A 23918-nucleotide genomic window follows, 5' to 3' on the forward strand; every position below is an offset into this window, starting at 1 on the left:
GCCAGTTTCGCTTACCTTTAGGGTTCTGCACAGAGAACAATCAAGGATTGGATAGTCGATCATTTGTATTACTAGGGTATCAGCATGAAAAAAGGATTTTATCTCTAAAGTCATCATGAGATATCACATCTAAATACCTATGAAAATTGTTTTCGCTTGTCCAGCGGCTGTGTACTTCTTTTCTCTTAGTCCGTACACTCGCCCCTCACCGCTTCCAAAACTTCTTCTGCTTGTTTTAAAGAAATCTTTGCGGTTTCGGAAATAGCTTGGGCTGTTGCCGTTTTTAGGTTTTCCGTGTTGCCGAAGGCTTTTAACAAAACATGGGCTCTTTTTTTGCCGATGTGGGGAAGGTTCTCAAATTCGGTTTTAAGTTTGTTTGCCCTGCGGAGCTTATTGTTCCTTGTGTTTGAAAAACGGTGTGCCTCATCTCGGATTCTTTGGAGAAGGCGGAGGGCATCGCTTCTTCGAGGCAAGATAACGGGTTCAGAGTTATGCGGAAAATAAACCTCTTCATTTTTTTCGGCAAGGCCGATAACCGGAATGCCGAGGTCTAGGGCGTTTACAATTTTGCTTGCAGCATTTACCTGCCCAATGCCTCCGTCTATAAGAATTAAGTCGGGGAGATCTGCACCCTCGTTGAGAAGGCGGGTATAGCGGCGGGCTATTACTTCCCTCATCGAAGCATAGTCATCGATTACGCCGTCAGTATTTTTTAACCTGAATATCCTGTAATTCTTTTTGTCCGGGTTTCCTTCTTTAAAAGAAATCAGGGCAGCGACCGTAAATGTGCCGCCGAGGTGAGCAATGTCGAAGCCCTCGATACGCTGCGGAAGGCAGGGGAGGTTAAGTCTTTTTTGCAAGTCTTCAACAGCGGCAAAATCTCCCTGTTCTCTTAGGCGGCGCATAGCATCTTCTTTTGCATTAAAGCGGGCCATCTTTAATGCTGCCTTGTGGTGTTTAATTTCAGCCGGAGAAAGATTGAGCCTTTCTTCTTGGGCAGCCGAAGATGCCGGCTCTTTAACGGCGTAGCCTATTGTTTTGGAAGCCGCTTCTTCGATTTCGGTAAGAGTGTCTGCCGCTGATGTTTCTTCTGCTGCAAGACTTTCTTTTTCTAATGGAATAATGCTTATCCTTGTCTTTGCGTGAAGCTCCTCGTTAAGCCATTTTTCGATGAGGGCGTTTCCTTCGGCAGCTTGCGGAATAAATATTTTAGGCGGAACCTCGTTTGCCGAAGTGTAATAAGCCGATATAAATTCGGATAGAATTTCACCTTCTTCTTTTAAGCTGTGCGAGCGGTAAAGGTCGCGGCCGACAAGCCGTCCGTTTCTCATCTTTAAAACGGCGATGCTGACCATGGCTCCTTCAAAGGCCCATGCAATATAATCGCGGCTTTCGGGGTCCATGTCTTGAACTATGTTTTGTCCGCGGAGAGCATAGACTGCCTGTATTCCGTCGCGGAGGCGGGCAGCCTTTTCAAACTCTTTTTTTTCTGCCGCCTCTTTCATCTTTTCTTTTAATGTGGCGGAAACATCTTCCATTTCGCCTTCTAAAAGCAGGGTAATTTCTTCTATATCCTTACCGTATTCTTCTGCACTTATCTTACCGCAGCATGGAGCTTTGCATCTTCCGATGTGGAAATAAAGGCAAGGAGTCTCCCGCTTTTTTAATCTCTTACATTGACGCAGGCTATAATTATGTTTTATAAGAGTTAAAAACATATCGACGGCCGAAACATTGGGAAATGGCCCGAAATATTTTGAGCCGTCATTTTTAATGTTCCGAGTGCGGTAAACTTTCGGAAATTCTTCATTGGTTAATTTTAAGACGGGATAGGTTTTTCCGTCTTTTAGATTTATATTGTATCTCGGCTTATGTTTTTTGATTAGAGTATTTTCCAAGAGGAGGGCTTCATACTCGTTTTCAGTTTGAATGTACTCGATTGACTCGGCACGGGAAACTAGGATTCGGGTTTTAATATCCCTGTTCGATGTAAAATAAGAACTGAGGCGGTTCTTTAAAGATTTAGCCTTCCCGACATAGATAACCGTTCCGGCCTTATCCTTCCAAAGATAAACCCCGCTCGTTTTCGGAGCCGAGAGAGCAACCGTATGCAGTTTTTCACGAACACTGTTTTTTTCCATAAATGAAGATTGTTCCATTTTTAGAATAATTTATATTTTTTCAATAATCCAATCTTTGATTGTTTTTGAGGTTTGATCAAAACTTACGCCTATCGCAATTATTTTCTTGTTTCCCGTATTGTAAGGCTCAGTATATGCTTTTTCTTTTATTTGATTTAATGCTGTTTCTGCCGTACCGGAGCCATCGAGTTTAAATTCAAATACATATATATTATCTTCTGTAGTTACCACGCAGTCAGCCCTGCCTGTAGAACATTGAACCTCCGTTTCAACAAATTGTCCCATTAATTTAAATACAAGATAGACCGCCGTTTGATAGTTTTGCTCGCGCAGTTTAGTTTTTTCTCCGCTTAAATTAGTTCCCAAATTATCATACGGAATACCCGATATAATAGCTTTTAATCTTTGCATAAAAGATTCGGTATTTCCTTCCTCAATGTCTTTTGAAAATTCCTTAATCGAATATGCTGTTGTAGTTGAGTCAAGACTTGAGTATGCAGGCAGTAGACTGTTTAAGAAAGCATATCTCACTTCATCGTTGGGGAATCCCAGTGTATAGAGTTTGTATTTTGTATTATAGCTTTTGATAGTTAAATATCCTGCCTGAAAAAGAATAGGAATCGGAGAAGCTGAATCAACTCTATAATCCGTTAAGCCGGATTCATCAAGCTCAATCTTTCCATCCAAATCTTGAATGTTATATTGAGTTTTTTTTATATAGTTTACCAAAAAAGTCGGAGTACCTGTTGCAAACCAATAGTTTTTAAATTCACAAGAGTCAAAAGTATTTAGAATACTAAAAGGATTGTATACTGCTTGTCCTCCGCTGCTAAAAAGATAACCGTCATAGCTGTTTTTTAATTCTTTTAGTATTTGTGCAGTGCTCATATTATTTGCTTTTGCAAGTTTTTCAATTTCAACTTTAAAAGATGTTTCCATTTCATTTTGTGTAATTCCGCAAATTTCTGCATAATCGTTCAGCATACTTATATCTTTTAGATTATTTAAATCGCTGAAAATACTTACCTTGCTAAATTTTGTAACGCCTGTTAAAAAAGCAAATCTTATATATTGGTCACAAGTCTTTATCGCAGAATAAAATGCTTTGAGAATGTTACGGTATTCTTCATTCAAGTTTTTGTTTACTTCCATAGTTTGTAAAAGAGGTTTGTCATACTCATCTACAAGAATGACTACTTGTTTACCTGTCTGCTTGTGAAGAGATAAAATTATCTGCATAAATCTAAGCTCGACATCGCCTGATGTTTTTTTGATATTATAGGTTTCTTCTATTAAATCAAGGTGTAAATTAATAATACTTATAAGCGAAGCTGTTTTTATATAATTTTTCGTGTTAAAATCAAAATAAAGAACAGGATATTCCTGCCAGCTTTCTTCACCGGTTTTTACACTTCTTTCTTCTTCCGCCTTTTCGATATACAATCCTTTGAAAAGCTCTTTTTGTCCTAAAAAATAGGCTTTAAGCATAGAAAGAAAAAGACTCTTTCCAAAACGGCGGGGACGGCTTAAAAAGTAAACTCGATTTGAATGTACTAATCTAAAAATAAATTGAGTTTTATCGACATAAATAAATTGATCGTTCCGCATAACCTCAAAACTTTGAACACCTATGGGAAGTTTTCTGGACAAATCAAGCATAAGCCTCTCCTTCTACACTTACAAACACTTGTTTAGAGCCTCGATTACATATTCATCATATTTTTCTTCGATACTTGCAGGATGAATATAAAAAGAGTCTTCTTCTATAAAGCCTATTATCGGAATCGGCATTTCGCGTAAATTCGTTTTTAATTTTTCGCAAGGCTTTTTTGTATTTAGTTTTACGGCCCAAGAGCTGAAGCCCGTGTCCGGGGTGCTGCCTCCTCCGAGGGAAAAGTTTTTTTGCACCAATTCGCCGGCTCCGCTTTTTAGACTAGCAATTATTTTTTCGGCACGCTTCTTTATTTTCTTTTGATCTAAAAGGAGAGCCCTTTGAGCTGCCGATTCTCCTCCGTTTAAATAGAGGATGAGACATTCCTGCATAAGGCTTGCTACTGCCCTGCCTACCCTGTAGGTGCGCATGAGCTGATTTTTAGCTACGGTTTGAACGAGATCTTTTTTGCCGGCAATCCAGCCTGCCTGCGGTCCGCCCAAAATCTTATCTCCCGAAAAGCAAACCAAATCCGCTCCTTCCTTTATAATAGAAGAAACCGTAGGCTCTTCAGGAACGTTTAAGGATAGGTTTCCCGAGCCCTGATCCACTGCGAGGATTATGTTTTGCGGAAGGATAGCTTTGATTTCTGAAATTGAAGGCTGCTCCGTAAAACCCCTTATCTTATAGTTTGAGGTATGAACCCAAAGCACCATGGCCGTGTTTTCGTTTATTGCTTTTTGAATGTCCTTAAGGCTTGTGATATTTGTTGTGCCGACCTCGATGAGTTTACAGCCTGCCATCTCCAAAATTTCGGGGATACGGAAGCCTCCGCCTATTTGAACCTGCTGGCCGCGGGAAACTATGACTTCTTTTCCGCCTGCGAGTGCCTTTAACATTAAAAATACTGCCGCCGCATTGTTGTTCAATATGAGGGCATCCTCGGCTCCGGTCAAAAGACTCATACAGTCATTTAAAAACTCGAACCTCTTTCCGCGGTTTCCGTCCCGCAAGTCCATTTCGATAGAAGAATAGCCAGAAGCCGTTTCCTTTGCCCTGTCCCAAATATTTTCAGGCAGGGGAGAGCGGCCGAGGTTTGTATGGAGGATTATCCCCGTCGCATTTATTACGGGCGTAATTTTTGTGCGGATTATGGGCCTGCATAGTTTGTTTATCTCTTCGGCACAGGCCTTAAGCGAAGGGACATCCCCTCCGGCCCTTGCCTTTTTGCGTATGTTTTCCAAATACTCCGAGGCCTTTTTTACGACAAAGGGCCTTCCGATAAGAGCTGCCGTATTTTTTAATATATCTTCATTTAAAAGTTTTTCGACTTGCGGAATTCTTGCAAGCGGATTGGTATTTTCTTTTGCCATGGGTGAAGTATAGAATAGAAAGCCTCTCTTGTCAAGGAAGTTTTCACCGTGCTTGAAATAATTAAAAAAATTCTATATAATCGGCGGATTAAGGAGATAATTCTATGCCGAAAAAGATTGTTATTGCCTTAGGCGGCAATGCATTGGGAAATAATTTGGAAGAACAAAGAAAGGCCGTTAAAATTACGGCAAAGGCCATTGCCGATTTAGCCGAAGAGGGGCATCAGGTAATCGTTTCTCACGGAAACGGGCCTCAGGTTGGAATGATTCATTTGGCAATGTCCGAATATCATAAAATCGATCCTAAAACTTCGGAACCCGAACTTGCCGTTTCCGTTGCTATGAGTCAAGGCTATATAGGGAACGATTTGGAAGCCGCTTTAAGGGAAGAGCTTTTAAACCGCGGTATCAATAAGCCCGTTGCTACCTTGATAACTCAGGTGCTTGTAGATCCTTCGGATCCGGCCTTTTCAAAACCTACAAAGCCCATAGGCAGTTTTATGACCAAGGAAGAAGCCGATATTTTGACCGCTAAGGGTGAAAATGTTGTAGAAGATGCAGGCCGAGGTTACAGGCGGGTCGTGGCTTCTCCCAAACCGGTAGATATTGCAGAAATCGAAAGTATCAGGGCTCTTTGCGATGCGGGCCAAATAGTTATAACCTGCGGAGGCGGCGGTATTCCTGTCGTAAAAAAAGGAAACGCTCTTTGCGGTGTTCCGGCCGTTATCGATAAGGACTTTGCAAGTGCAAAGCTGGCTCAGCTATTAAATGCAGACTGCCTTATCATCTTGACCGCTGTAGAAAAGGTCGCTATCAACTTTAACAAGCCGGACCAAAAATGGCTTTCAGAAATTTCGGTTGCAGAAGCAAAAAAATATATTGAAGAAGGACACTTTGCTCCCGGTTCTATGCTTCCGAAAGTGCAGGCTGCCATCCAGTTTGCCGAATCCAATAAAAAAGGCTATGCCCTTATTACCCTTTTGGAAAAAGCAAAGGATGCCATCGACGGTAAATCGGGAACAATAATTAAATAGTGGTTACAAATTTAAAACATAAATATTTCGGGCCTTTTTCTTTTTATAAAAATGCCGTAAAATTAGCTGTACCTGTAATGGTACAGCTTTTTATTCAATCTCTTGTTTCTCTTATAGACAACTTTATGGTTGCCGACCTAGGCGACCTAAAAATGAGCGGGGTAAATGTTGCCAATCAAATTATCTTTGTATACATAACCGGTCTCAATATTCTTTGCAGTGCGGGCGGAATGTTTATGTCGCAGTATAACGGCACAAAGGATGAAGAAGGAATGCAGCAGGCCTACCGCTTTAAGCAGTTATCAGGCCTTATCTTCGCCCTTGCTCTTCTTGGTGTCTGTCTTACAATCCCCGACCTTGTTTTAGGCCTCTTGGTGAATGGTAATACTGCAAAAAAAGAAATAGTAGAGCAGGCCGTAATTTACAGCAATGTTATTCTATTATCGTTTATTCCCACAGCCTTTTCGGTAGGGATAGCTTCCTCTTTCCGTGAAACAGGAAATGTAAAGGTTCCCATGTATATATCCCTTGTTTCAACCCTTGTAAATACTATCGGAAACTACATGCTCATATACGGAAATCTGGGAGCCCCAAGGCTTGAGGTCGCAGGAGCTGCCTATGCTACGGTAATTGCCCGCTGTGCAGAACTTATAATTTTTGTTCTTTATGCAAAAAAAGTTAAGTCTCTTTTCTATGTAAAAATAAAAGAAATGCTTAAAATAAAGCTTCACCTTTTTTATGAGATTTTAAAAAAGTCTGTCCTCATCTTTGTTGCCGATATGTCTTGGGTTCTGAGCGAGATAGTGGCAACGGCAGTTTATAACAGCAGGGGAGGTCCTGAAGTTGTAGCCGGTATGTCTGCAGGCTGGACAATTGCCAACCTATTCTTTTTGGTTTTTCCGGCAATAGGTACTTCGGTGGGCGTTATAATAGGCGGTACCCTAGGAAGGAATAAGCTTGAGGAGGCAAGGGAACAGGCCCGTTGGATTAAAAGAGGTGCTATTGTACTCGGCTTTGGAACAGCCCTTTTGGAGCTTTTTTCGATTATGCTGGTTCCGATTGTCTTCCGAAGTTTAAGTCCTGCTTCTCATGAAGTTACAAGGCTTCTTATAATCTTTATCGCTCTTTATATGCCTGCATGGACCCTTCAAAACACCCAATATGCGATAGCCCGATCCGGTGGGGATGCGGTCATGGGAGTCTGGGTAGATACTACGGTAAATATGTTTTTATTTATGCCTTGTATGCTTTTGTTATATTATTTTACGGATTGGTCTTCACCCGTTATGTATGCAATTGCTAAACTTACCAGCATAATGAAAGCCGTCCTTGCCGAAGTCCAGCTAAAAAAAGAACGCTGGGTCAAAAATTTGACTAGGATTGAAAAGTAAAATCTCTATTTATAGAAGGAGGATAGTAGTTATATGGAAATATTGATTAGGCCGACCGAAAAAAAGGACCTTCCATTGGTTAAAGCCTTATGGGCTGATGGTGATGTTATGAAATTTGTAGGATTTCCGGACGGTTTGGTTCAAACCGATGAAGAAATGGCCCGTTGGTATGATTGGGTGCTGAAGAACAGTCCTCTATCCATGCATTATTCGATTTTTGAGGGGGAAGTTTATTGCGGAGAAACTTGGTATTCCATCGATACGGTTCATGATAATCTTACAAGTCTTGATATTAAGCTGTTTTTGAAGGCTCGGGGGAGAGGGATTGCCTCTAAGGCCTTGAGTTTTGCTATAGAACAGGCAAGGCTTAAAGGTGCTAAAAAGGTTTGGGTTAGTCCTGTCCCTCAAAATGAAAAAGCAATCAAACTTTATAAAAGATTAGGTTTTTCAGCCTCTAAGGTACCTGAGCATATTTTAAAAGAATATGGTGAGGACGGTTATATTTATATGGAAAAAGGGCTTTGATAAAAAAAGAGCTTGGGTTCAAGTTTGAAACCGCAAGCTCTTTTTGCATTAATAGCTCTTTGAATCGCGTGAGCGTCTTGTTTTTTTCATAAGCTTTCGGCGGAGGGCCTTATTCTTTCTGTTTAAAACAGTGGAAGGCTTTTCGTAGAATTCCTTCTTTTTCCATTCGCGGATAATACCTTCTTTTTCGACTTGACGCTTAAATCTTTTTAGAGCTTTTTCAAGATGCTCTGAATCGTCAATTGTTACATATGCCATTTCTTTTTTCACCCCCTCCGGCTTTAGGATTAAGAGCCGATTATATAGAAAATATAAGAATATGTCAATAGGACGATTTTTTGTTTGTGTAAATTTCGGCTTGTCTTTTTTTTCGTTTTCATGTATAATGCGGACTTATCATATAATACACCTTTTCAAAAAGGAAAGCTCGTTCCCGGACTTTTTGAGGCATTTTGCATTTGCCGTTTTACTGACGATGCAAAGGAATTTATTTTGACTAATACCAAGATTAATGTTTTATCGCGCCTGGCTCTTTTAATTGTCGCCATAGTGTGGGGTAGTTCTCTTGTTGTTGTAAGCGAAACTACCGATTTTTTTAAGCCTAATTTTTTATTGGGTTTAAGATTTTCTATTGCCTGTTTTTTGCTTTGTCTTGTGTTTTATAAAAAATTAAAACTCATAGACAAAGATTATCTTATAAACGGAGGAATTGTAGGTTTTTTTCTGTTTATTGCTTATTCCAGTCAAACCTTCGGCGTTACGACTGCCGGCGGACTCCCCGGACGAAGCGCCTTTTTATCTGCTTCTTATTGCGTAATCGTACCTTTTTTGGGTTGGCTTGTAAATAAAATCCGTCCCGATAGGTATAATGCCTCTGCTGCAGTTTTATGTATTTTGGGAATAGGGCTTGTATCTTTTAAGGACTTGGTTCTTTCATCCTCTGTAGGAATAACTTTGGGAGACTTTTATGCTCTTTTAAGCGGCCTTCTTTTTGCAAGCCACATTGTAAGTATTACACGATTGAGCAAAAGAAAGGATCCCATTCTTATGACGATTATCCAATTCGGATCGGCTGCAATTTTTTCATGGCTTGTAACTCTTATTTTTGAAGATAATAGTGCAATAGTTTGGTCTTATTCGTCCATAGGTTCCGTGCTCTATCTTGCTGCGATTTGTACGGGACTGGCCCTTCTTTTACAAAACATAGGACAAAAGCACACCGATGCTTCGAGTGCCGCCATTATCCTAGGTCTTGAATCAATTTTCGGAATTATCTTTTCGGTTATATTTAAAGGTGAAAGTCTTGATGTTTATTCGGTTTTCGGTTTTATCTTAATCTTTATAGCGATAATAATTTCGGAAACAAAGCTTTCATTTTTAAAAAAAGAAAAAGCCTAGAAATCAACAAAATTATTTTAATAAATTGATAATTTAATTTCTCCGTTTATGTTGCCGTACAGGGTATTGACATTTTTAAAAAATTATAATATATATAAATATATTATAATAAATCATACTTTTGTATGATTTAAAACTAAGGAGAGTTATTGTATGAAAAGACGAGTATTCGTTGTAATGGTGCTGCTATTTGCAGTTCCTTTTTTCTGTTTCGCAGCAGGTAGTGCTGAGAAATCCGGAGACAGCCAAGAAAAAATCTTGCGTGTCATAACTGCCGAGACTTTCTATCCCTATATTTATAGAGATACTTCTACAGGCAATTTAACCGGATTTGAATATGAGGTTATAGAAGAAATAGCCAGAAGGACAGGTTATAAAACAAAGTGGTTATTTGCCGGAGACCCTGCTGCTATGTTCGGAAGTATTGATGCAGGAAAAGCCGATACGATTGCTCTTTCAATTTCTGTGAGTGAAGCAAGAAAAAAAGTATATACATTTTCGGAAATTTATCTTTACGATAAAAATCGCTTAGTTACACTTGCTGATAATCCTGCAAAGGGGATTGATGATTTTCAAGGTAAGAAAGTTTGTGTTGAATTGGGAGGTATAAATCAGCCTTTCTTTGATGAATACAATAAAAATTTACCTGAAGATAAAAAAATTAAAACTATAACGATAGAAGGGTCTCCTCGTGAAAATTTGGAATTGGGCCGCTTTGATGCTTACCCTTTATCGGTGTTATCATTTAATAGATTGATGGAAAGAAAAAAATATAATATTAAAATGGTTGGAGAGCCGATCGTTATAGGCCCAATAGCATATCCTTTTTCAAAAAATGCAGATCCTAAAATGGTTGAAGCTTTTAACAAAACAATTAAAGAGATGCATAAGGACGGTACATTAAGCGCATTATCTCAAAAATATTTTAAATGTGATGCAACAAAAGCTGAATAGTAGATTCGATTTTTAATTAAAAGCGGTTATGCTATAAAATTTAATTTATAGCTTACCGCTTTTTGTGTTATATTAATTATGCGGTTTGATTTTGACTTTTTTTTCTTTTGTTTCCCTCGTCTATTTTTAAAAATACCCTTTACTCTTTTTTTGGGGTGTATTGCTTTTTTGTGTGCCTTTGTCTTAGGTTTATTACTTGAAATATTACGCAACTCAAAAATAAAAGTAATAAAGCATCTTACATCGGTATATATATCGTTTTTTCGCTCAACACCATATGTTACTCAGCTGTTTATTTTTTATTATGGATTACCGCAAGTAATTATTCCCTTGCGGGCAGTTTCTGCAGAAAGTGCATTGGTTATTACAATAGCGATGAATTCTTCTGCTTTTATCGCAGAAACAATCCGAGGCGGCCTTTTATCGGTAGATAAAGGACAAAAAGAAGCTGCTTTGTCTATTGGAATGAGTTCTTTTGATATGATGAAAGAAATTATTTTACCTCAGGCTTTTGTTGCTTCACTGCCGTCTTTAGGAAATGCTTTTGTCGGAATGATAAAAAGTACGGCTGTAGGTTTTACCATAGGAGTTGTTGAGCTTTTATCACAGGCTAAAATTATGGGGGCAGCATCTTTTAATTTTTTTGAATCTTATGTTGCGGCAGGTATAGTTTATTGGTTAATTATTATTGTAATTGATCATCTTCAAAAAATATTAGAAAAACGAGTATACAAATACTTATGATAATGTGGAAATTTATAAGGATAATATATTTTTATGGAAAACTTAAATGTAAGTAAATTAGAAAAATCTCTTGGGCTTAAAAGGCATATTATTGGTGTTCAATTTGTATATTTTAAGTCGGAGTATGAAGCTTTAGATATTCCTGATTATAATAAAAAAACTAGTTTTTGTATGATGGTAAAAGCGGCTATGGATGGCGATGTATTTAAGGCTTCTGCAAATAATTTCGGTTGTAAATGTGCTATAGAAGCCTTAGGTATTGAAGAAGAAATGGAATGTGTAGAATCCGGACAGCGTTATTTTAGTATTGGACTATACGAATCACGTGCTGTTGCAAAGGCAGTTACCAAAATGATCTGCCGTATTAAACAACATGCTTTCGGAGTTGTACTGGGTCCCTTGGAAAATATGGACAAAGCTGATGTTGTTATTTTTATGACAAACGCATACCAACTTATGCGCATAGTTCAAGGCTACTCATACAAATTCGGTACACCTCAAAATATTACAATGGCCGGGAATCAAGGGGTTTGCGCCGATTTATGTGCTGCTCCATTTGAAAAAAACGATATGAATTTTTCCGTTCTTTGTGCAGGTACAAGGAAAATGTGCAAATGGGGTGTAGAAGAAATGGGAGTCGGTGTACCCATACAGATGTTTGCAACGCTTGTTGATGGCGTAATAAATACACTTAATTATATTGAATATCCTGAACATAAAAAAGAAATTCGTATTAGGCTTAATTCTCCTGATGAATTAGGTATAGTTATCGATGATAACCTTCACTATGGTAAGATGGGGAAGGAATATGTTCGTCCGTCAGAATATGATAAACTGAAATACGGAATAAAAACGGAATAAAATATGTTGAAAGTTGAAAATATTTATAAAAGTTTTGGTTCTCTGAAAGTTTTAAACGGAATAAGTTTTTCTGCAGATAAAGGAGAAGTTATTGCAATTATCGGCCCTTCCGGCATGGGAAAATCAACTCTCTTGAGATGTATTAACTTACTTGAAGAACCTGATTCCGGAAGTATTGAAATTGACGGAGTAAAATTTACTGCCGATGAAAAAAAACATCAGACTATTAGAGACCTGCGTGCAAAAACTGCTATGGTCTTTCAAAATTATAATCTTTTTAAAAATAAGACCGTAATTCAGAATATTATGCTTCCAATGATATCAGCCAAAAAAAATACCCAAAAAGAGGCTGAATTACGTGCACTGGATTTATTGAATCAAATCGGTTTATCCGATAAAAAAAACGTTTATCCATCAAAACTATCGGGAGGCCAACAACAGCGTGTTGGAATAGCAAGAGCTTTGGCTGTCAATCCAAGTGTTCTTTTATTTGATGAACCGACATCTTCTTTGGATCCCGAGCTTGTTAATGAAGTATTGGAAATCATTCTGGCTCTTGCAAAAAATCATCAATCAACTATGCTTATTGTAACTCATGAAATGCAGTTTGCAAAAGAAGTGGCTGATAGAATTATTTTTATTGATGATGGAACTATAATAAAAGATTCTTCTCCTCAAAGTATGTTTTCTTTAGGAGAAAATTCACGTATTTCTTCATTTATAAAAAAACTCGGATCGTAATCTAATTTATCATTGATATTCTGCCTATCTATATCTTGAAATATTCTATGATTGTATATATAATAACCTGTTGTATTCTTACAATTTTTAGGAGAGGTTAATATGAAAAACGATATAAATTATTTTACATCAGAATCTGTAAGTGAAGGGCATCCCGATAAGCTCTGCGATCAAATTTCGGATGCAGTTTTAGATGCATGTTTAAGGGACGACCCTGAAAGCCATGTAGCCTGTGAAACCTTTGCTTCTACCGCCTTGGTTCTTGTCGGCGGAGAGATAACCACAAATACCTATGTAGATATTCAAGAGATTGCACGGACTATAGCTGAAGAAATAGGCTATACAAATACCGATTTCGGGTTGGACTGCCATTCTATGGCTGTTATGAACATGATTCATTCCCAGTCCCCCGATATTTCGCAAGGAGTTGACGGTACTGGGCTTGATGAATATAAAGGCCAGCAGGGGGCCGGGGATCAGGGTATGATGTTCGGTTTTGCCTGCAAGGAAACTCCTGAACTGATGCCTGCTCCCATTATGTTTTCGCACTCGGTTTTACGCTATGCTGCAAAGCTCAGAAAGGAAAAGGTTATTCCGTGGCTCAGGCCCGATTCAAAAACCCAGATTACCGTAAAATATGAGGGCTTTAAACCTATCAAGATAGACACGGTTGTTCTTTCTCATCAGCACTATCCCGATGTTCAATATGATGAGTTAAAGGATTCCCTGATAAACAAGGTTATAAAGCCTGTTTTGGAGCCTACCGGACTTTTGGCCGATGATACCAAGTATTTTATCAATCCTACAGGGCGCTTTGTTATAGGAGGCCCCTTTGGAGACACAGGTCTTACCGGAAGAAAAATAATCGTAGACACCTACGGCGGAATGGGAAGACATGGAGGAGGCGCTTTTTCGGGTAAGGACCCGTCAAAGGTTGACCGCTCTGCTGCCTACATGGCCCGATATATTGCAAAAAATGTAGTAGCCGCAGACCTTGCCCGCCGCTGCGAAGTTCAGCTGGCCTATGCAATCGGAGTTCCATTCCCTGTTGCCGTAAGAGTTGATACTTTCGGTACAGGTGAAGTTCCTGAAGAAAAAATAGAAAGGGCAATAAAAGAAGTTTTTGACATGTCTCCGGCAGGCATCATAAAGACATTGGACTTAAAACGCCCTATCTATAAAGAAACGGCAGCCTATGGTCACTTCGGACGCCCCGAATTCTCATGGGAAAAAACCGACAAGGCGGAAGCCCTAAAGAAGGCGATTAAATAAGCTTATTTGATTTTTGCTTTTACACTTAAGTTTTGAGGGAATTATTTAAATGAAAGAGATAGACGATTTTTTTAAGAGAAATAATTTTGATTATAAAATTGATATTGAATATGCAACTTCAATCCTTTTGGAAGATATGAAAAAGGGCTTGGAAGGCGAAGCTGAGTCTGTTTCTTCTATGGATATGATTCCTTTATGGAAAAACCTTCCCACCGATATTCCTAAGGATAAAAAGGTAATTATCATAGATGCCGGAGGAACCAATTTTAGGGCAGGGCTTGTCTATTTTGACAAAAAAGGTGTGCCCGAAATACTTTCTTTTTTTAAGCATCCTATGCCTGCCCTTGACAGGGAAATGAGCAATGAAGAGTTTTTTGACAGCATTGCAGAATACTTAGAGCCCTTAAAAGATGAGTCTGATATGATTTCCTTTTGCTTTTCCTATGCCATAAAGATTTTTCCCGACGGCGGCGGACAGGCGATTAAGCTTTCAAAAGAAATAAAACTGCCTCATATCGGAGAATGTAAGATAAATGAGGGGCTTTTTCAAGCCTTATCTCGTAAGGGTTGGAAAAGAGTAAAAAAAATTATAATGGTAAACGATACCGCTGCAGTTCTTCAATCCGGAATTTTTTCTGAAACCGACGATCAGATCTTTGACTCTCATATAGGCTTTGTTCTAGGAACGGGTCTAAATTCCGCATATATCGAATACGAAAAAATTGAAAAACTCAAAAGTACCGAATTTTACAATAAACCTCAGATAATCGTATGCGAGTCGGGAAAAAGCAATAAGATTCCTCAAAGCAAATTCGATAAAATCTTATCCGAAAATTCCAATTTAAAAAATGAGTATTTTTTAGAGAGAATGTGTTCAGGCCGCTATCTTGGAGAGCTTTGTTCAATTGCATTAAGGACGGGTGCTGCCGAGGGAATTTTTTCACCGCAGGTCAACAAGATGCTTTTAAATTTCTGTGATTTTTCAAGTGAAGAAATTTCTTTATTTTTAAAGGAACAAAATCACGATAAAAATATTTTTTCCGGTATAATCGAAGCTCATTCGGTTTCGGAAGACTATGTTAAAATCTATTCTATTTGTAAATGCTTTTTTGAGAGAGCCGGAAGGCTTTCGGCTGCCGTAATTGCTGCCGCCTGTATAAAAACCGGTAAAGGTAAATCGCCGGATAAGCCGATCTGTATAAGTGCCGACGGCTCGATGTTTTTAAAAGGTTTTTTGATTAAAGAAAGAATCTTTAAGAGTTTACACACCTGCTTGACCGAAAAAAAAGGAATCTACTTTGTTATTAAAACAAACGATGAGGCTGTTACCTTGGGTACGGCTCTTGCAGCCTTTTTAAATTAAATAATAAATCTTAATTTTTTTTAATATATTGACATTTTATTTTCTTTTTGCTAAACTCTTCTTCGATAGATTTTCTATTTGGAAATTTTATTTTCAGCTCAATTAAATTTTAAAAGGAGAGTTTATGAAAAAACATCTCATGGTTATTGTTACAGGTGCCGTGATCGGTATTGCGGCCCTCGTATTGGTTAGGTTCGGAAATCCTGGAAACATGGGTTTTTGTATTGCATGTTTTTTGCGGGACATTGCCGGTGCCTTAAAACTGCATAATGCAGGAGTTGTTCAGTATATGAGACCTGAGGTAATCGGTCTTATAATCGGTGCCTTTGTACTGGCCTTTGTAAAAAAAGAATTTAAGCCGAGGGGCGGTTCAGCTGCATTTACCAGATTTACTCTAGGTTTCTTTGTTATGATAGGAGCCTTGGTATTTTTAGGTTGTCCTTTAAGAATGTTTTTACGCTTGGGAGCAGGTGATTTAAATGCAATTTTCGGGTTAGTAGGCTTTATTGCCGGAATTGTAATCGGTATCTTCTTTTTAAATAAAAACTTTTCTCTTAGCAGGGCTCATAATCAGTCAAAACAAGAAGGTGTAATTCCTATAATTTTTATGCTCGTCTTCTTTGTACTTTTGGTTGCCTTCCCCTCAGTTCTTGCTTTCAGCGAAAAAGGACCCGGCTCTATGAAGGCTCCGATTTTCTTGGCCTTGGGTATTGGTCTTGTTGTAGGCGGTCTTGCTCAAAGAAGCCGAATGTGTACTGTAGGCGGAATTCGAGATGCAATCATGCTTAAAGATTTCCATCTATTGTGGGGAAGCCTTACTATTTTGGTAACTGTTGCAGCAGGTTCGTTAATTTTAGGCAAGTTCAATTTAGGTTTTGCCGGTCAGCCCGTAGCCCACACAGACGGCTTATGGAATGCCCTCGGAATGGTTTTAGTCGGCTGGGCAAGCGTTCTTTTGGGCGGCTGTCCTTTAAGGCAGCTCATATTGACAGGTGAAGGAAACAGCGATTCAGCAATTACCGTTGCAGGGCTTATCGCAGGTGCTGCCTTTGCCCATAACTTCGGTCTTGCTTCTTCCGGTAAGGGACCGACAAGTGCCGGAATGATTGCTGTTGTTGTAGGTTTGGTTCTTACAGCTTTTGTAAGTATCTATTATTCTTTGAAAAATAAATAAGTTTTTATTAGGAGAAGATTATGTCTGATATTATTGTAGATGCTAGAGGGCTTGCTTGCCCTGAGCCTGTGGTTTTAACCAAGAAAGCTCTTGCAGCAAATTCTGCCTTCGTTGTGTTGGTAGATAACGAAACATCAAAAGAAAATATAAAACGCTTTTGCGATAATGCAAAGGCTAAAACAAAGATTGAACCCAGCGATGACGGCTGGAAAATTGCCGTATCAAAATAATGAAAGAGTATTTAATTACCTTTCATACACATTATGATTCTCTTGTCTGCATGAGGGCCGTGAACAAAACGGATAATGCTAAGACAGGAGAGTTGACTGCAAAATTGGTTCCGGTGCCTCGCTCTGTAAGTTCAAGCTGCGGCACTGCATTAAAATTAATTTTTAAAGAAGGCCTTGCTTTTGATAAAGATTATTTTAGTCAATTTGATTACGATGCTTTTTATTCTTTAAGTGAAGATAGTAAGTATGTTGAAGTGTGATCGGTCATCTCTAAAAACCTTGTTGGGTTTTAGAGATGACCAACGAGTTTTTCATAAGTCTTTATATATCAATGACTTATGAAAAACATCGTAAATTAAATTTAAGGAAAGCCTATAAAAACTGATGTTTTTATAGGCTTCCGATAGTGCGATTAAAGGCGGCAGCGTTTCCATAAACACTGCCGCCGCTTTTTTATTAAGAGTCTATTTTGTTTTTAATGCATCCAGTTTTTGTTTTAATTCTGCAAGAGCCTTTTCTATTTCTTCATAGGTTTCTAAGGTTTCCAGATGAGCTCTTCCTTCTTTAACGATTTTTTCCAACTTTTTTTGTTCTCCCTTTTTATAATTGTCGGGATTTTTGTAATTTACAAGTTCTTTAATTGAAGCGTCAAGCACCAAAGCCTGTAAAACCGCATTCTTTACCGCAAGGGAAGCTGCTGTGGCTCCTCCTACTGCATCGACTCCCGGAGCTCCGGGGAAACCGACATTCATTTTTTTGACATCTTCTATGGTAAGGTTTTTATACTTTTCAAAACCTTTTCCTGACAAATATTTTTTCCAGTAAGCTTTGTTGCTTGCTGCAGCTCCTATAACATCTGCTGCGATAGATGCCTCCGTGTTTTTCTCGTCATCACTTACTTTGATGATTTTACCTTGATCATCAACGGTTACATCAATACATACTGAATATCCATATTCATAATTAGTACCGGCAGGGGTCGAGCCTGCTACCTTTGCAGTACCGTAAAACATCTCCGGTTCGCAAGCAAAAGCAAATACTAAAAGAGCTGTTACAAAGAATCCTATAGCTTTTATCTTTTTACTCATTTTCATAATCTTCCTCCGTAAACAAGATTTTGTTAGCAATAGTATACTCTTATATAATTAAATGTTCAATAGCTCTTTTTTTTGTCTTGACCATAAGTTAAAATTATGAGATATTATAGCAAATAAGTTTAATGAACCCCTCTAAAAACCGATGTTTTTAGAGGCTTTTAATTACTTAGGAGGCTGATATGAGCTGTTCACTTATTAATGAAGATTTTGATTTATTAAAAGCTGCGAAAAATCCCGGCTGAGGTGCAAAGCTGAGTGCGGGTGCACTCGATAAACTTTTAAAAAATTTTTCCGTAAGGAATGACGATAATTTACTCGTAGGTTTTAATACTTCAGATGATGCTGCCGTCTATAAGATAAACGATGAAACGGCTCTTATATCTACCATAGATTTTTTTCCGCCGGTTTCAGGTGATCCTTATATATTCGGACAAGTTGCCGCCGCAAATTCTTTAAGCGATATTTATGCGATGGGCGGGGAGCCTAAGCTTGCTCTAAACCTTTTTTGTATTACCAAGGATATGCCTGAAGATATGATAAAAGAAATTTTACGCGGCGGGTTTGATAAGGTTTATGAGGCCGGTGCCATTGTCTGTGGAGGGCATACTATTTATGATGATTCGCCCAAGTACGGCTTGGCTGTAAACGGCTTTGTTCATCCTAAAAAGATTTTAGAAAATTCGACAGCAAAGGATGGCGATGTTTTAATTTTGACGAAGCCTATCGGCACGGGCATTTTACTTACGGCTTCAAAGGCCGACATGTCGCCGCCGGAAGAACTTGACCGCTGTTATAAAATTATGGCTTTTTTAAATGCGAAGGCCCGCAACATCATGGTAAAATACAGGATAAATGCCTGTACCGACATTACCGGTTTCGGGCTTCTCGGTCATCTTTACGAGATGGGGAAGGGGAGCGGAATGAGCATTGAAGTCGATTATAAATCCGTTCCTATTTATAAATCCGTAATTGAAAGTGCCGAAATGGGTATGATGCCTGCCGGCGTTTACTCCAATAGAAATTTTGTTGGAGATAATATTGTATTTGAAAATGTTCCTCTTGCTTACCAAGACCTGATGTTCGATCCTCAAACTTCGGGCGGGCTTTTGATTTCGGTAGACAAGGAAGATGCTGCAGCTCTTTACGAGGAACTGTCCCAAGCTTTGGAAAATACGCCTTGCGGCAAGCCTGCCATTATAGGCCTTGTTACCAAGCGGGACGAAAAAATTCTTAGGGTCAGTTAAGCCTTTGAGCAAAGCTCCTTTACAGCCCTTATTGCCGTTTCAATTTCTTCTTCGATTGTAAAGGGGCCTGTCGAAAATCTTACCGTGCCTTGCGGAAAGGTGCCGATGGACTTATGAGCCGAAGGCGAACAATGGAGGCCGCAGCGGGTAAGGATGCCGTATTTTTCTTCGAGAGCTGCGCCGGCTTCCGCATTGTCCATAAATTCGGAAAAGTCTATCGAAACAATTCCAACCCTGTTTTCAGCGGATTCTCCTCCCGCAATTTTTATCGGAAGGCTTTTTATTCCGTCCAAAAATAGTTTAAGCAATTTTTGTTCTCGCTTATGAATGTTTTGAATCCCGAAAGAATCCAGCCATTTTAAGCTGTGGTAAAGGCCTGCAATTCCGATTATGTTTTGAGTTCCGGCTTCGAATTTATCGGGCATAAAGGAGGGCGTTTCTTCCGAATCGGATGCACTTCCTGTTCCGCCTGTGATGAGGGGCTCAACCTCTTTTGCAAAATCCTTATCGAATAAGATGCCTCCGGTTCCTTGGGGGCCGAGTAAGCCCTTATGTCCCGTAAAGCAAAAGGCTGCCGGTTTTAATTGTGCAAGGTCGACGGGAATGTGGCCGGCAGTTTGGGCTCCGTCTATTACTAAAGGAATATTGTGCTTTTTTAGGATTGAGGCAATTTCTTCGATAGGTTGAATAAAGCCCGTTACATTTGAAGCATGTGAAAAAATGGCAAGGCGGGTTTCAGGCCTTATCATAGATTCGATTAAGGAAGTATCTACAAAGGCTCCTCCGTTTTTTAAGATTGCAGGAACGCGGTCAATCTTTACACCTAATTTTTCCATTTGAACCAGAGGCCGCATTACGGCATTATGCTCAAAGGAGCTTGTTAAAACTCTGTCGCCCGATTTGAGAAAACCTTTGATAATATAGTTTAGACTTGCCGTAACTCCCGATGTAAAAATAACATGGGTTGCCGGCTGAAAATTAAAGAGCTTACATAAGAGTTCCCTTGTTTCGATGACGGCAAGACCTGCTTCTTCGGTTTCGGTGTAGGTGCTGCGGTTAATATTTCCCGTTCCCATATTTAATGCCATCGCAAGAGCTTGATCTAGCCCGGGAGCCTTAGGAAAAGCTCCGGCCGCGTTGTCTAAAAAGATACGCTTTTTCATAAGATTTATTATCCTCCGTTAAAACTTATTATACTTAGGATAGTTTTTTAAGTCAATGTTTTAAGTCAATTGAAAACTGAGATGAATAGTGGTATAATTAAAGACAATTAAGCCTTTTACGGAGTTACTTATGAATATTTTAGAAGAACATAAAATCGGTCTTACACAGTTGACTTAAGGCGGAAAAGCTTTTTGCTGCTTCCGCTTTAGTCTTTTAATTGCTAAAACTTTCCGGCTAATTCTGTAAAAGGCTTAGCCGGAATTTTTGTTATAGCAAACCTCTAATAGCCTGATTCGCAGATCTGCGTTAGTGAATACGATAATTATCTCTTTACAGAACAAGCCAATAAGATTACAGTTTTTTGGAATTCCTTATTGTATCTTGACAGGCTTTTAGTTGCTATTCCGTATTTTCAAAAAATATAAAAAAAATTGTCAATAGGGTTGACAACCTTTTCTATCAGACAAATTCGATATTACAAAACATAAGAATTATAAGCTCCTTGAAGACTATGATAAGAGGAATGTATTTGATATTGAGGAATATATTAAACGAAAAGGTAAAGCTAAGATGAATGGCAATACAGTGATTACAAGATTGTAATATTTTCTGTTATAGCTATACAGGAGAGGGTCTATTTGGTATAATAAAGTTTGATAAATCAGGATTTGTAGGAGAAACGCAAGATATGCAACTGTGATATAATGTTCGGTGTGCAAAAGTGTGAATTTTATTAAAAAAAGGAGAGTATTCATGGGATTTACAATAGTACTTTTGAGTTTTGGATTTCTTGCATTACTGCTTTTTTTATTGACAATCTATATCTATTTGAGAATTGTGATAGCTATAGGAACAGACACAGATTTGCCAAGATGGATTTATTTGATTGGATCAAGCCTTAAAGGAAGATTCAGTAGCAGGCAATTTGATTATGTTACTGATTCGACAGCATTGAAAGAGGCTACCTTATTCATTTTGAATTTTGTTTTGGCAAATATTGTTGTTTTCGGCGCAATATATTACAGAACACATCACTTTTCAAAAGCGCTTTATATGTGTTTGAAGGCTGAGTTTTCTATTGTTATTGTAGTACTAATACTAAGTCATGTTATAAAACTGATTATTGTATTGTCTCATCGCTCGAATAAACCGATGTATTTTTATGCTTCATCAAATGCTATAGTTGCGAGTATGTTTTTTGCATGTTTTGCCTTCATGTTATTCTTCTCTTTGACCGGTTTTCCGTCAGATCCAATCGAAGTTCAAGTAGATAAAACGAATGTCATTGTTGGGGAAACAAAGGCATCTGAGCTTTTGTCCGAAGGGTTCACATTTTATGAAAAAACTGCTGATAGCGAGATTGTCAATGAACGAAATGATCATTTTTATTACGGCAAGCTTTTAGAAATTTTTCGTGATGGTAAGTCTTATGGTTTTGTGAGTGTTACGCCTACAGGGAAGGATTCAGATAGCTTAAAGAATTGCGTTATCACATACTATGAGATTGACGCTGATAGTAAGCAATTATCCGAGGTTACCTTTAATCATACTGACTTATCTCAACTTACAATCCAAGATTTTAAAACAAGGGATATAAAGGATATTTTTTCGTTAAATCCCGTAGATTCTGAAGAAATAAAAAATGATACTCTTTTCATTCTTAAGATGCAAACTACGGATTATGTGCTATGGAAAAGATATAGAATCGAGGCTAATTTTAATGAGGATGGAACTGCATATCGTTACGGTGCAAGAGCACAACATGTACAATGGGAGTAAATTTTTATAACACAAAAGGGGAGTAAACTTTTCAAGTATACTCCCCTAATTTATCTTTTGTTATTTCAAATTGTCATTTGCTTGTTTTTGAACGATAGCCTCTATAAGAGGATGTTCATTTATGATGTATAGCAGAAATATGATTTCGCACTTGAAATGTATTTCATTCTATTCTTTCCATCATCACATTGTAATAGTGTAATGATATGCACTGTTACAGACAGTTTAATGTTGTTTCAAATGCTATTGATACAATTAGCCGTTATTTGTTTGAACGACCTTATATCATCATTGCGAATTATTATCATAAAATTGGACATCCGTAAGTTCTAATGTTTCAGTATTTTCATAACTGCATTTTTCTTTGATAAGATGATTGGAAACTTCAAAAAGTTTTTTATCCGAAACCATTTCGGTATTTATGCCGAATAATTCAGTATCTGATATTTTATCTGCTCGAGTTTCTTTAATGCTTTCTTCATCTGTTTTTTTACTCAGCGTTTTATTTTTTAGAAATAAATATTCAATATAATGTTGTACTTCCTGCTGCAATTCTTTTGAAAGCAAATTATATTGATGTAACATTACCTCATTACGCCTGTAATAGGCGGCCTCGTGAAATATCGGAGCAAAATATAAGGAAATTCATTAACTTGTCCGCTAAAAACGGACTTTAGAAATGTTTTTACAGTTCCTTTATGTAAATTCATCCCTCACCCTACAAAATCAGCATTGCATCCCCGTAAGAAAAGAATTTATATTTTTCTTCGACGGCATGGCTGTAGGCTTTAAAAATATTTTCTTTTCCTGCGAGGGCGGAGACCAGCATTACGAGGCTCGACTCCGGGGTGTGAAAATTGGTAAAGAGCTTATCTATCAGCTTAAACTTATATGAGGGGTAAATAAAAATATCCGTAGACTGATTGCCCCGTTTTAATTCTTTTCTTGTTTCATCCCATGCGGATTCGAGGGTGCGCACGGTGGTCGTTCCTACAGCTATAATAGGCCTTCCTTCCTTCTTGGCTTTTTCAACAGCCTGAGCCGTTTTTTCCGAAATAAAAAAATGTTCGGTGTGCATCTTATGGTTTTCTATTTTTTCCGCCCGTACGGGAAGAAAGGTGCCGAGTCCTACATGGAGGGTTACATATTCAATATCGATTCCCTTATCCCTTATTTTTGAAAGCACCTCTTGGGTAAAGTGGAGGCCTGCAGTGGGAGCCGCAATCGAGCCATATATTTCTGCATAGACGGTCTGATAGCGGTCTGCATCTTCTTGGGTGTCTTTCCGGTGAATGTATGGAGGCAGGGGCATGTGCCCGTATTTATCGAGCCATTCATCATCGATAACTCTATTGAATTTCATACAGCGGAATTCGCTTTCGAGAGGTATCTCGGACTCTATTATTTCGGCCTTAGTTCCGTCTTCAAATAAAAAGGTCTTCCCGGGTTTTTGGCGTTTTGCTTTTTTTGCCATAACTTGCCAAAGGGAACCGTCCGAATCCTTCATAGGATTAATCATTAGAAATTCGCATACTGCATTTGTCTTGCTTTTTGCATAAATGCGGGCATGGCGAACCTTCGAGTTATTAAAAATCATCAGGGCATTTTTTGGAAGAATTTCAGGCAGCTCCGTAAAAAGCCGGTCTTCAAGTTTTCCGCTTTGTTTGTCTAAAATTAAAAGCCTGTCGCCGCCTCTTTTTTCGGAGGGAGATTGAGCTATCAGCTCTTCGGGCAAGTCAAAGTTAAATTCTTTTGTAAGCATAGTTTTCCATCAAAATAAGT

General features: G+C 38.5%; 23 protein-coding genes. 15 read left to right on the plus strand and 8 right to left on the minus strand.

The window, feature by feature from the left end:
* Nucleotides 1–185: 185 nt before the first annotated feature.
* The 3 genes from uvrC to selA are packed head-to-tail and all read right to left on the minus strand — an operon-like array spanning nucleotide 186 to nucleotide 5165.
* Nucleotides 186–2141 (minus strand): excinuclease ABC subunit UvrC, encoded by a 1956-nt coding sequence (gene uvrC, locus HO345_RS01720; protein WP_253683549.1) that lies wholly within the window; start codon nucleotides 2139–2141, stop codon nucleotides 186–188.
* 30 nt (nucleotides 2142–2171) lie between these two features.
* Nucleotides 2172–3800 (minus strand): ATP-binding protein, encoded by a 1629-nt coding sequence (locus HO345_RS01725; RefSeq protein WP_253683550.1) that lies wholly within the window; start codon nucleotides 3798–3800, stop codon nucleotides 2172–2174.
* Between the two features lie 18 nt (nucleotides 3801–3818).
* Complete coding sequence (gene selA, locus HO345_RS01730) at nucleotides 3819–5165, minus strand: L-seryl-tRNA(Sec) selenium transferase (protein WP_253683551.1); 1347 nt, start codon at nucleotides 5163–5165, stop codon at nucleotides 3819–3821.
* Nucleotides 5166–5269: 104 nt separating this feature from the next.
* Between selA and arcC the strand changes: the two genes are divergently transcribed.
* Genes arcC through HO345_RS01745 form a run of 3 tightly spaced genes read left to right on the plus strand, consistent with a single transcriptional unit; the run spans nucleotide 5270 to nucleotide 8115 of the window.
* Nucleotides 5270–6199, plus strand: a complete 930-nt coding sequence (gene arcC, locus HO345_RS01735; RefSeq protein ID WP_044977559.1) for a carbamate kinase — start codon at nucleotides 5270–5272, stop codon at nucleotides 6197–6199.
* Entirely contained in the window at nucleotides 6199–7590 is a 1392-nt protein-coding gene (locus HO345_RS01740; protein WP_253683552.1) for an MATE family efflux transporter, read from the plus strand. Before arcC ends, HO345_RS01740 begins: the two co-directional genes overlap by 1 nt.
* A 33-nt stretch (nucleotides 7591–7623) precedes the next feature.
* On the plus strand, nucleotides 7624–8115 hold the full coding sequence (locus HO345_RS01745) for a GNAT family N-acetyltransferase (protein WP_253683553.1): 492 nt from the start codon (nucleotides 7624–7626) through the stop codon (nucleotides 8113–8115).
* Between the two features lie 48 nt (nucleotides 8116–8163).
* Here the strand turns inward: HO345_RS01745 and rpsU are convergent, their stop codons facing one another.
* Nucleotides 8164–8373 carry a 30S ribosomal protein S21 gene (gene rpsU / locus HO345_RS01750; protein WP_002673965.1) on the minus strand — a complete coding sequence of 70 codons (210 nt, stop codon included), beginning with the start codon at nucleotides 8371–8373 and terminating at the stop codon, nucleotides 8164–8166.
* Nucleotides 8374–8457: 84 nt separating this feature from the next.
* On the opposite strand from rpsU, the gene HO345_RS01755 reads away from it, so the two are divergent.
* From HO345_RS01755 to HO345_RS01800, 10 genes are all read left to right on the plus strand, one after another.
* Nucleotides 8458–9513 carry a DMT family transporter gene (locus HO345_RS01755; RefSeq protein ID WP_253683554.1) on the plus strand — a complete coding sequence of 352 codons (1056 nt, stop codon included), beginning with the start codon at nucleotides 8458–8460 and terminating at the stop codon, nucleotides 9511–9513.
* 153 nt (nucleotides 9514–9666) lie between these two features.
* Complete coding sequence (locus tag HO345_RS01760; RefSeq protein ID WP_253683555.1) at nucleotides 9667–10467, plus strand: transporter substrate-binding domain-containing protein; 801 nt, start codon at nucleotides 9667–9669, stop codon at nucleotides 10465–10467.
* A gap of 78 nt (nucleotides 10468–10545) precedes the next feature.
* Nucleotides 10546–11211: an amino acid ABC transporter permease gene (locus tag HO345_RS01765; RefSeq protein ID WP_255817118.1), complete on the plus strand. Its 666-nt coding sequence runs from the start codon at nucleotides 10546–10548 to the stop codon at nucleotides 11209–11211.
* Nucleotides 11212–11244: 33 nt separating this feature from the next.
* Nucleotides 11245–12072 carry a DUF169 domain-containing protein gene (locus tag HO345_RS01770; RefSeq protein WP_253683557.1) on the plus strand — a complete coding sequence of 276 codons (828 nt, stop codon included), beginning with the start codon at nucleotides 11245–11247 and terminating at the stop codon, nucleotides 12070–12072.
* 3 nt (nucleotides 12073–12075) lie between these two features.
* Nucleotides 12076–12813, plus strand: a complete 738-nt coding sequence (locus HO345_RS01775) for an amino acid ABC transporter ATP-binding protein (RefSeq protein ID WP_253683558.1) — start codon at nucleotides 12076–12078, stop codon at nucleotides 12811–12813.
* Between the two features lie 102 nt (nucleotides 12814–12915).
* Nucleotides 12916–14085: a methionine adenosyltransferase gene (metK, locus tag HO345_RS01780; protein WP_253683559.1), complete on the plus strand. Its 1170-nt coding sequence runs from the start codon at nucleotides 12916–12918 to the stop codon at nucleotides 14083–14085.
* Between the two features lie 49 nt (nucleotides 14086–14134).
* A complete protein-coding gene (locus HO345_RS01785; RefSeq protein WP_253683560.1) occupies nucleotides 14135–15448 on the plus strand; it encodes a hexokinase family protein in 1314 nt (437 codons plus the stop codon).
* A gap of 124 nt (nucleotides 15449–15572) precedes the next feature.
* A complete protein-coding gene (gene yedE, locus HO345_RS01790; RefSeq protein ID WP_253683561.1) occupies nucleotides 15573–16622 on the plus strand; it encodes a YedE family putative selenium transporter in 1050 nt (349 codons plus the stop codon).
* A gap of 20 nt (nucleotides 16623–16642) precedes the next feature.
* On the plus strand, nucleotides 16643–16852 hold the full coding sequence (locus HO345_RS01795) for a sulfurtransferase TusA family protein (RefSeq protein ID WP_253683562.1): 210 nt from the start codon (nucleotides 16643–16645) through the stop codon (nucleotides 16850–16852).
* The gene (locus HO345_RS01800; protein ID WP_253683563.1) at nucleotides 16852–17112 is read left to right on the plus strand and encodes a putative Se/S carrier protein; all 261 of its coding nucleotides are present in this window, start codon (nucleotides 16852–16854) and stop codon (nucleotides 17110–17112) included. Before HO345_RS01795 ends, HO345_RS01800 begins: the two co-directional genes overlap by 1 nt.
* Before the next feature lie 204 nt (nucleotides 17113–17316).
* On the opposite strand, the gene HO345_RS01805 is transcribed toward HO345_RS01800, so the two are convergent.
* Complete coding sequence (locus HO345_RS01805; protein WP_366796649.1) at nucleotides 17317–17940, minus strand: FMN-binding protein; 624 nt, start codon at nucleotides 17938–17940, stop codon at nucleotides 17317–17319.
* A gap of 188 nt (nucleotides 17941–18128) precedes the next feature.
* Here HO345_RS01805 and selD point away from each other — a divergent pair, with 188 nt between their 5' ends.
* A complete protein-coding gene (gene selD / locus HO345_RS01810; protein ID WP_253683565.1) occupies nucleotides 18129–19193 on the plus strand; it encodes a selenide, water dikinase SelD in 1065 nt (354 codons plus the stop codon).
* On the opposite strand, the gene HO345_RS01815 is transcribed toward selD, so the two are convergent.
* Nucleotides 19190–20356, minus strand: a complete 1167-nt coding sequence (locus HO345_RS01815; RefSeq protein WP_253683566.1) for an aminotransferase class V-fold PLP-dependent enzyme — start codon at nucleotides 20354–20356, stop codon at nucleotides 19190–19192. The genes selD and HO345_RS01815 overlap by 4 nt on opposite strands.
* A gap of 754 nt (nucleotides 20357–21110) precedes the next feature.
* Here HO345_RS01815 and HO345_RS01820 point away from each other — a divergent pair.
* Nucleotides 21111–22136 carry a hypothetical protein gene (locus HO345_RS01820; RefSeq protein WP_002673991.1) on the plus strand — a complete coding sequence of 342 codons (1026 nt, stop codon included), beginning with the start codon at nucleotides 21111–21113 and terminating at the stop codon, nucleotides 22134–22136.
* A 288-nt stretch (nucleotides 22137–22424) separates the two neighbouring features.
* Here the strand turns inward: HO345_RS01820 and HO345_RS01825 are convergent, their stop codons facing one another.
* Nucleotides 22425–22721, minus strand: a complete 297-nt coding sequence (locus HO345_RS01825) for a hypothetical protein (RefSeq protein ID WP_002691286.1) — start codon at nucleotides 22719–22721, stop codon at nucleotides 22425–22427.
* Nucleotides 22722–22854: 133 nt separating this feature from the next.
* The gene (gene queA, locus HO345_RS01830) at nucleotides 22855–23898 is read right to left on the minus strand and encodes a tRNA preQ1(34) S-adenosylmethionine ribosyltransferase-isomerase QueA (protein WP_253683567.1); all 1044 of its coding nucleotides are present in this window, start codon (nucleotides 23896–23898) and stop codon (nucleotides 22855–22857) included.
* Nucleotides 23899–23918: the final 20 nt, after the last annotated feature.

It is taken from the genome of Treponema denticola, assembly GCF_024181645.1.
Taxonomy (GTDB): domain Bacteria; phylum Spirochaetota; class Spirochaetia; order Treponematales; family Treponemataceae; genus Treponema_B; species Treponema_B denticola_A.

What these genes read in the sequence shown, in the direction of transcription:
- uvrC (WP_253683549.1), bottom strand. Translation starts at nt 2,141, where the DNA reads ATGGAAAAAAACAGTGTTCGTGAAAAACTGCATACGGTTGCTCTCTCG.
- HO345_RS01725 (WP_253683550.1), bottom strand. Translation starts at nt 3,800, where the DNA reads ATGCTTGATTTGTCCAGAAAACTTCCCATAGGTGTTCAAAGTTTTGAG.
- selA (WP_253683551.1), bottom strand. Translation starts at nt 5,165, where the DNA reads ATGGCAAAAGAAAATACCAATCCGCTTGCAAGAATTCCGCAAGTCGAA.
- arcC (WP_044977559.1), top strand. Translation starts at nt 5,270, where the DNA reads ATGCCGAAAAAGATTGTTATTGCCTTAGGCGGCAATGCATTGGGAAAT.
- HO345_RS01745 (WP_253683553.1), top strand. Translation starts at nt 7,624, where the DNA reads ATGGAAATATTGATTAGGCCGACCGAAAAAAAGGACCTTCCATTGGTT.
- rpsU (WP_002673965.1), bottom strand. Translation starts at nt 8,373, where the DNA reads ATGGCATATGTAACAATTGACGATTCAGAGCATCTTGAAAAAGCTCTA.
- HO345_RS01760 (WP_253683555.1), top strand. Translation starts at nt 9,667, where the DNA reads ATGAAAAGACGAGTATTCGTTGTAATGGTGCTGCTATTTGCAGTTCCT.
- HO345_RS01765 (WP_255817118.1), top strand. Translation starts at nt 10,546, where the DNA reads ATGCGGTTTGATTTTGACTTTTTTTTCTTTTGTTTCCCTCGTCTATTT.
- HO345_RS01770 (WP_253683557.1), top strand. Translation starts at nt 11,245, where the DNA reads ATGGAAAACTTAAATGTAAGTAAATTAGAAAAATCTCTTGGGCTTAAA.
- HO345_RS01775 (WP_253683558.1), top strand. Translation starts at nt 12,076, where the DNA reads ATGTTGAAAGTTGAAAATATTTATAAAAGTTTTGGTTCTCTGAAAGTT.
- metK (WP_253683559.1), top strand. Translation starts at nt 12,916, where the DNA reads ATGAAAAACGATATAAATTATTTTACATCAGAATCTGTAAGTGAAGGG.
- HO345_RS01785 (WP_253683560.1), top strand. Translation starts at nt 14,135, where the DNA reads ATGAAAGAGATAGACGATTTTTTTAAGAGAAATAATTTTGATTATAAA.
- yedE (WP_253683561.1), top strand. Translation starts at nt 15,573, where the DNA reads ATGAAAAAACATCTCATGGTTATTGTTACAGGTGCCGTGATCGGTATT.
- HO345_RS01795 (WP_253683562.1), top strand. Translation starts at nt 16,643, where the DNA reads ATGTCTGATATTATTGTAGATGCTAGAGGGCTTGCTTGCCCTGAGCCT.
- HO345_RS01800 (WP_253683563.1), top strand. Translation starts at nt 16,852, where the DNA reads ATGAAAGAGTATTTAATTACCTTTCATACACATTATGATTCTCTTGTC.
- HO345_RS01805 (WP_366796649.1), bottom strand. Translation starts at nt 17,940, where the DNA reads ATGAGTAAAAAGATAAAAGCTATAGGATTCTTTGTAACAGCTCTTTTA.
- HO345_RS01815 (WP_253683566.1), bottom strand. Translation starts at nt 20,356, where the DNA reads ATGAAAAAGCGTATCTTTTTAGACAACGCGGCCGGAGCTTTTCCTAAG.
- HO345_RS01820 (WP_002673991.1), top strand. Translation starts at nt 21,111, where the DNA reads ATGGGATTTACAATAGTACTTTTGAGTTTTGGATTTCTTGCATTACTG.
- HO345_RS01825 (WP_002691286.1), bottom strand. Translation starts at nt 22,721, where the DNA reads ATGTTACATCAATATAATTTGCTTTCAAAAGAATTGCAGCAGGAAGTA.
- queA (WP_253683567.1), bottom strand. Translation starts at nt 23,898, where the DNA reads ATGCTTACAAAAGAATTTAACTTTGACTTGCCCGAAGAGCTGATAGCT.